The organism is Oscillatoria sp. HE19RPO, from assembly GCF_024220515.1.
Lineage (GTDB): Bacteria > Cyanobacteriota > Cyanobacteriia > Cyanobacteriales > Laspinemataceae > Laspinema.
In genome coordinates this window covers 1-5465 of record NZ_JAMXOT010000084.1, presented here as the reverse complement: position 1 = coordinate 5465, position 5465 = coordinate 1, and the positions used below count along the sequence as shown (strand labels likewise).

The following is a 5465-nucleotide window of genomic DNA, read 5'->3' as shown; positions in this document are numbered from 1 at the left end:
CAAAAAATAAAACCTTCAAAAAACCCGCACCCTGAAGGGTGGAGGCTCACAGGACAAAGCCCGCCTGCGCGGGCTAAAAGAGCCTTGTTAGGTGCGATCGCATCAAAGCAAGGATGATTTATTTGTTGGAATACCCTTATTTGTGGAATGGAACGACTCACGAAGTGCACTTTTATTTAAGTTCTTTACCCCCCAATGCTCAGATTAATGGGCGGATTATTCGTCAACATTGGAGTATTGAAAATCAAGAACACTAAGTTTTAGATGTCACTTTTAATGAAGATAGCTGCCGGATTCGGTCATTACATAGCCCTCGGAACTTGGCTACCATCCGAAGGCTGTCCCTGAATGCGGTCAATCAAGAAACTACTTTCAAGGGTAGCTTACGGCAGAAAAGGAAGCGGGCCGCTATGAATGATGGTTACATGATGCTTATTCTTAAATCCTTGTACCCAGGCTGATTGAGCTATTTTTACTCGCCTAGAATCTCTAATCCCAGACGGCTGTATTATAACTCTATAACTTCTCTTTGTCAAGTATAATTTATACCAAATTAGATGAGCTTACCCTGCGCATGAACCCAGTTTCTGTAGAGGCGATTCACGCATGATGCCTAAACCTAAACGGGTTTAGTGTTAAAGATTGCGTAAGTCCTGATATTATAGCTGATTATCTTTTTCTGTCCCTGTGTGTTACACTCCTAGGCACCGCGCAAGGCAACAATCGGATCAAGTTTAGCGGCTTTTTTAGCTGGAATTACCCCAAAGAATAATCCCGTTGCACCGGATACTCCGGTTGCTAAGGCGATCGCCATTGTAGAAATCCCCGCATCAAACGGCGTCAAACTACTAATCAACACAATCCCCCCAACTCCCACAAATATTCCAACTAAACCCCCTGCAACGGATAAAATCACCGCTTCAATCACAAACTGCATTAAAATATCCTGCTGAGACGCCCCGATCGCCTTTCTTAACCCAATTTCCTTCGTCCGTTCCGTCACCGACACCAACATAATATTCATAATCCCAATCCCCCCGACAAACAGGGAAATACTAGCGATCGCCGCCAACAACAATGTCAACGCCCCCGTAATCGTCCCCATCGTTGCCAGCAAATCCTTCTGATTGCGAACCGTAAAATCATCTTCATCAATAATCTGATGTCGCAGGCGTAGTAAATTCTCAATTTGGAACTGTGCCGCATTCATACTTTCCTCATTCTCCACCGACACCGAAATAAAATTTATTCTCGTCCCATAAGGTGAAGTATTCCCCGTAATTCGATTCGCCATCGTCGTCAACGGCACCAACACCACATCATCCTGGTTCTGTCCAAACGTAGAACCCTTCGCTTGCATCACCCCCATCACCGAAAATGATACATTTTTAATCCGGATTTGTTTCCCAATCGGGTCCGTATTTCCAAAGAGAGTTTCCGCCACATCCGCACCCAATACCACCACCGGTTCATTGCCCCTCAAATCCAAATTAGTAATAAATCGACCTTGAGCCATATCAAAATTGCGGACCGTCAAAAACTCCGGCGTTACCCCCGCAATAGTTGTGGATTGATTAGCATTGCCGTAGGTAATCCGTTGCATTCCTGTTATCTGGGGTGCAACCTCCTTTACCGAAGGAACTTGAGAGGCGATCGCCTCCGCATCCGCCAACACCAACGTCTGAGGCGGACTCACTGGACGAGTTTGCGCCTTCGGACTTCCCGGTACAATAAATAACAAATTCGTCCCCAAAGATTCCACCTGCTGACCCACAAAATTCTGTGCCCCCTCACCCATGCCAATGGTCGCAATCACCGAGGCATTGCCAATAATAATCCCTAGCATGGTTAAACTGCTTCGCATTTTATTGGCAACTAGGGTTTTTGATGCCATTTTTACACTTTCTAAGAAGTTCATGGGTCATTTGTCCTTTGTCATTTGTCCTTTGTCATTGGTCATTTGTCGTTGGTCCTTGGTCATTGGTCATTTGTTATTGGTTGTTGGGGGTCTCTAGGTCCTGGGCGGGAGGTTCTGCCTCATCAACCAAGGACAAATGACCAATGACAAATGACCAATGACCAACCCTCCCTTAATTTAAAATATCCTCCAACTCCTGCCCTTCGGGAAGACCAATAAACACGCGATCGCCTGGATTCAACCCCTCTAAAATTTGAATTTGATTCCCCAAAGTCGGTCCAATCGTCACCGACCGAAATTCCGCCTTACCTTCAGCATTGGGAATCAAAACCCCAGTCTCCCCTCGGTTAGTGACGATCGCCACCGTCGGAACCACCAAGGCATTATCCAACTGGTCCCCTAAAAACGTCACATCCACATTCATCCCCGATTGCAACGTATCGGTCCCGGATTCCAAATCCACCCGCACTTCAAACAACGTCACATCCTGTTGCCGAATCGCTTCTGGGGCAATTAAATTCACCTTTCCTTGGAATTGTTCATCAGGATAGGCATCCGCCCGAATTTCCACCTGTTGACCCGATCGAATCCGGCTGATATCCGCTTCCGGGACTTGGGCTAAAATTTCTAACCCCCTCGCCAGGGCCACAATCGAGGTGGATGTGGCACTTCCCGCACTCGATGCCGCTGTGGTTGGGGCGACAAATGAGCCTTCTGTGGCATAGCGCTGGGTAATCTGACCGGCGAAGGGGGCGCGAATGATGGTATCTTCCACCTGCACTTCTACAGCTTTGAGTTGCGCTTGTGCTTCGCGCACTTCCGCTTCCACCCGCAGGACTTCTTCGGGTCTGGCACCGCTTTGTTGCACCGATAAGGCTTGTCTGGCTTCCATCACTTCAGCTTCGGCGCGGGTAATTTCTTCCGGTCTGGCACCGCTTTCTTGCAGGTCCACTGCTTGACGCGCTTCGGCAACTTCGGCTTCGGCGCGGGTGATTTCTTCGGGTCTAGCCCCAATTTCTTGGATTTCCACTGCTTGACGCGCTTCGGCAACTTCAGCTTCGGCGCGGGTGATTTCTTCGGGTCTGGCCCCACTGGCTTGCAGTTCTAAGGCTTGACGCGCTTCGGTGACTTGGGCTTCGGCTTCGATAATGGCTTCTTGGCGAGCACGAATCAGTTGTTCTAACCGTTGTTGCGATCGCTCTAAACTGGTTTGAGCCCGACGATTTTCTGTGACTACTTCATCAAAGCGATCGCGAGAAATTGCCCCTTCATTCACCAATTGCTGATTCCGGCGCACTCGTTCTGCCGTCAGAGACAAGGTAGCCTGAGCTTCTTCAATTTGAGTTTCAGCTTGAGCAATCTCATCTTGCCGACTCCCGGAACGCAGTGCATCTAACCGCGCTTGCGCTTGGGTGAGTCTCGCCCGGGCTTGCGCCACTTCCTGGGAGCGATTTCCGGCGCGCAGTTGAGCGAGTCGGGCTTCCGCTTGCGCCAGTCTCGCCCGGGCTTGAGCCACTTCCTGGGAGCGATTTCCGGCGCGCAGTTGGTCGAGTCGCGCTTCAGCTTGCGCCAGTCTAGCGCGGGCTTGGGCAATCTCCTGGGGACGATTTCCGGCGCGCAATTGGTCGAGTCGCGCTTCAGCTTGCGCCAGTCTAGCGCGGGCTTGGGCAATCTCCTGGGGACGATTTCCGGCGCGCAATTGGGCGAGTCGGGCTTGGGCTTGTTCTAATCGCGCCTGAGCTTGAAGTCTTTGGGCTTCTACGTCCTCACTTTCCATGCGGGCGATAATTGCACCGGCTTCTACTTGGTCCCCTTGTTCGACGTATAATTGAGCAATTCGCCCTGTGCTTTTGGGGGAGAGGTTGACACTCTGAATCGGTCTGACGGTGCCACTGGCTTGGATGCGGACGGTCAGGGTTTGGGTGTCTACGGGGACGGTTATTTCGGCGATCGCATCGGTGCGCGGTTGAGCGTTTTGGTAGGTTCTATAGGCGAAGGTGCCGACTCCTAACAAGCCAGCGGCGATCAGGGCAATAATCACCCGTTTGTACCGCCGTTTCCCTTCCGGTTTAAAGTCCGGTTTGGGAGGTGGTAAGGGGGGTTTTTTATGGTTATTTTGAGAGTCGGTAACTTGCTCTACACTAGATGGCCGTTGCATTGGCGTACTCCTATTTCCCGATGGAGAGGTGCCGGGATTAATGATGGTTTTAAAAAATTTAGGCTCACAGATTGAGGGAGGATTGAGGGGGCGATCGCACCTTTCAAGGCTGCTTCACCTCTCGTTCCCGTTCCCAGCGTTGGACTAACCGAGGCAGTTCTCCCTCAAAAAAAGCATGAAAATTTCGCATTTCCTCCAGTCGTTGCCGACGTTCGTCTGGTTCTCCTTCCAGTAACCCCAGTCCCCGTTCAGCTATTTCCCGCACCGCTTTAATTTGGGCGGTTTTTTGTTGAATTAATTCGGTCCAGGCACCCAATTTGATACAAAAATAATCTCGGCGATCGCCCGGTAAACTGATGCGATCGACAATCCCCGCTTGAATCAACAACCGAGACATCGTACTAATGGACCCTTTAGAAGCCTGTAACGCTTCCGCCAGTTCACTCAGGGACTGATGCGGGGGGTCTGCAATCAACAACCACCCGAGAATTCGCCCCGCCATCCTCGGCATCCCACTCAGTTCAAACAACAGCCCCACTTCTTCCACAAAGCGCCTCAGTTCAAACTGTTGCGCCTCTTTATCGACTCTGGACATACTTGCCCCAGATGAATTGCTTTATTCACAATTGTAGCAAAGTTTTGACTGTTTAGTAAAGACTGAACGAAATGAAGAGGGGGTGCAGATGCCACCCCTCTGTAGGGGCCATTCGCGAATGGCCCCCCCTCTCATCAGAGAGAACTCAGAAAAACTTGATAAAATTTCTGATAACCGCTCAATTTTCTACAGTTACAGCACTTACGCAGAGTTTGAGAATTCACACTAAATGTAGAGGCGATTCGCGAATCGCCTCTACATTTAGGATTTGCTTTCCTCAAATGCGTAAGCCATGAGTTACAGTTTAGGAGTTGCGCAACGATGATAGAACCTCAAATTTTAAAAGCGATTAAACAGATGCCGAACATAGAGCGGATCAGGATAATTGAGTTTACCTTGGGGCTGATGCGAGAAGAAATGGCAAAAGACGAACAACTCAGTTTAAAAGAGGCGGCTGAACTGATGCGTCCTTTCTATGCAGAAGGAAGTGAACTCACTGAATTCGTTGATAGTGAATAGGGGAATTTTACGAATATAAATACTATGTTTAAAGGTCAAATTTAGCTTTATCGTGCTGACTCCACTGTTGTACAGGAGATAGGTAAAACCCGTCCTTGTATAATTGTTAGCCATGATGAAATAGGGATAGGGGTAGGGGTTGAGAAACCGGGTTTCTTTCCTAAATTTAGCTACTCAACCAACAATTGTCGTAGAAACCCGGTTTCTGGTCCTGGAGTCGGGGTTGAGAAACCGGGTTTCTTTCCTAAATTTAGCTACTCAACCAACAATTGTCG

The 5465-nt window shown here is 49.2% G+C and carries 4 protein-coding genes and 1 pseudogene; 2 read left to right on the top strand and 3 right to left on the bottom strand.

What is annotated here, in order from left to right:
* Positions 1-137: 137 nt before the first annotated feature.
* Positions 138-461, top strand: a pseudogene (locus tag NG833_RS08575) (ISAs1 family transposase); the annotation flags it as partial.
* Between the two features lie 239 nt (positions 462-700).
* Here NG833_RS08575 and NG833_RS08570 read toward each other — a convergent pair.
* The 3 genes from NG833_RS08570 to NG833_RS08560 all read right to left on the bottom strand — a co-directional run bounded on the left by NG833_RS08570 (position 701) and on the right by NG833_RS08560 (position 4671).
* Positions 701-1918 (bottom strand): ABC transporter permease, encoded by a 1218-nt coding sequence (locus NG833_RS08570; RefSeq protein ID WP_254564877.1) that lies wholly within the window; start codon positions 1916-1918, stop codon positions 701-703.
* 172 nt (positions 1919-2090) lie between these two features.
* Positions 2091-4076: an efflux RND transporter periplasmic adaptor subunit gene (locus NG833_RS08565; RefSeq protein WP_254564876.1), complete on the bottom strand. Its 1986-nt coding sequence runs from the start codon at positions 4074-4076 to the stop codon at positions 2091-2093.
* Positions 4077-4179: 103 nt separating this feature from the next.
* A complete protein-coding gene (locus NG833_RS08560) occupies positions 4180-4671 on the bottom strand; it encodes a GbsR/MarR family transcriptional regulator (protein ID WP_254564875.1) in 492 nt (163 codons plus the stop codon).
* 321 nt (positions 4672-4992) lie between these two features.
* On the opposite strand from NG833_RS08560, the gene NG833_RS08555 reads away from it, so the two are divergent.
* Positions 4993-5190, top strand: coding sequence for a hypothetical protein (locus NG833_RS08555; protein ID WP_254564874.1), 198 nt, complete (start codon positions 4993-4995; stop codon positions 5188-5190).
* Positions 5191-5465 lie beyond the last annotated feature (275 nt).

Coding starts and splice junctions, on each gene's coding strand:
- NG833_RS08570 (WP_254564877.1), bottom strand. CDS start 1,918: ATGAACTTCTTAGAAAGTGTAAAAATGGCATCAAAAACCCTAGTTGCC.
- NG833_RS08565 (WP_254564876.1), bottom strand. CDS start 4,076: ATGCAACGGCCATCTAGTGTAGAGCAAGTTACCGACTCTCAAAATAAC.
- NG833_RS08560 (WP_254564875.1), bottom strand. CDS start 4,671: ATGTCCAGAGTCGATAAAGAGGCGCAACAGTTTGAACTGAGGCGCTTT.
- NG833_RS08555 (WP_254564874.1), top strand. CDS start 4,993: ATGATAGAACCTCAAATTTTAAAAGCGATTAAACAGATGCCGAACATA.